Below are 1,433 nucleotides of genomic sequence, written 5' to 3'. Positions count from 1 at the left end.
CGCTACTATGAGCCTGCCACCTCCCGCTGGATAAGCCCGGACCCGGCCGGGTTTGAGCTTATAAACCCGATGGAGTCCGATGGTGAGGGTGGCTGGAAGGAGAAGGAAAACTACTCACTAATCGAGGCTGTTAACTGGTATGCCTATGTGAGCAACAACCCAGTGAAGTATGTCGACCCGAGTGGAAACGACCAGCTGTTCTTTGGTATTAAAGACTACATTGGATTTATAGCGGCGAATACATCTGATCCATCGTTAACATTGCTCACTGCTGCCCTCGGAGACAAAGGATCACAACAAGTAGTTTCTAGTGCTGTCAAAACAGCGATGCAACCTGGTCTTCTAATTGCCGCTATCGGGATTGATGCGTCTGCTGCATTTATCACAGAACACGGTGATGAGATAGCTGCCGGAGGTTCCGTAATTGCTTTCGCCACAGGTAATCCGATTGCCGGGGCAGCGTTAGCCTACTTAGCGCTATCGATCGATATCTCCAACGCCACTAACGCAGTGCTTACCAATGACGATAAACTGAACTCAGTCGTGGACGAAGTAACAGGACTTGCCACTGACTATGCTGCCGGTAAGATAAGCGGAAAAGTTCTTAAAGACGCGTATGATTCATTACCTCCAGAGGTATTAGATCAGATCGAGAAACTTGGTGATTTTGTAGGAGAGCAGGTTTCCGAAACAATTCGTGACACGACTCCGCACGATGTAGAATAGAGCGAGTTTATGAGCAAGAAAGAGCAACCAGATTACTACTACATGCTAGATAAAATTTTGTTAGCATTGGGTGTCGCAACCATGATATATAGAAAAGGAATGTCTGATGGAAGTCTGTTTTATAGGATTCATGTTTCTCCGTTACTTCTAACTTCGATTTGTTTTGGCTTGAGCACTTTTGTCTTTGGGGAAAAAATAGATCGGACAACTTTTGATATAAGAGTACTAATCCCAGTTGTGACCTTGGGAGCCACCGCCCTCGCAGTCTGGGATCAAGTGGAAAATTTTTTGTGAGCCGGCAAAGAATAGGGGCTTAATACAAACCATGGGGCATGATGTTCAGCTATCTGTCCCTGTCCACTTTGACATCATGAAATTCACCAATCTGACATCGTATGAATTTGACTGAATTCCGCGCTCAGATCGTAATCGGAACCTTTCCCAAAATATTGAATCCGAAAAAAGAAAAGCCCATCGGTGAAGTTCCGACGGGTCTGCCTATGACAGTAATGGGAAACTGGTGGGACTATAATGAGAAACGTGTATCCTGCATGCAGATAACTGTTACCATCCACTTTGACATCGTAAAAATAGCCAAATTGTTCATCGTATGAAACAACATGCCGAATTTCCACACAGCAGTCACAATCGGGACCGTTTACGACAAGTACGACAAAAAGGCAGGCCCGCCCTTAGGCCATCCATGG

General features: G+C 45.6%; 3 protein-coding genes. All 3 read left to right on the top strand.

Annotated features, from left to right (window positions below):
* On the top strand, positions 1 to 726 hold a 726-nt coding region (locus S1OALGB6SA_RS04105; protein ID WP_148084022.1), incomplete at its 5' end, for an RHS repeat-associated core domain-containing protein.
* A gap of 9 nt (positions 727 to 735) precedes the next feature.
* On the top strand, positions 736 to 1,020 hold the full coding sequence (locus S1OALGB6SA_RS04100) for a hypothetical protein (RefSeq protein ID WP_124032649.1): 285 nt from the start codon (positions 736 to 738) through the stop codon (positions 1,018 to 1,020).
* A gap of 101 nt (positions 1,021 to 1,121) precedes the next feature.
* Positions 1,122 to 1,340, top strand: coding sequence for a hypothetical protein (locus S1OALGB6SA_RS04095; protein WP_124032648.1), 219 nt, complete (start codon positions 1,122 to 1,124; stop codon positions 1,338 to 1,340).
* Positions 1,341 to 1,433: the final 93 nt, after the last annotated feature.

This window comes from Olavius algarvensis spirochete endosymbiont, from assembly GCA_900608495.1.
Classification (GTDB): domain Bacteria; phylum Spirochaetota; class Spirochaetia; order DSM-2461; family DSM-2461; genus UBA2779.
The sequence above is the reverse complement of the archived record's forward strand: the minus strand, read 5'-3'. Positions and strand labels throughout refer to the sequence as shown.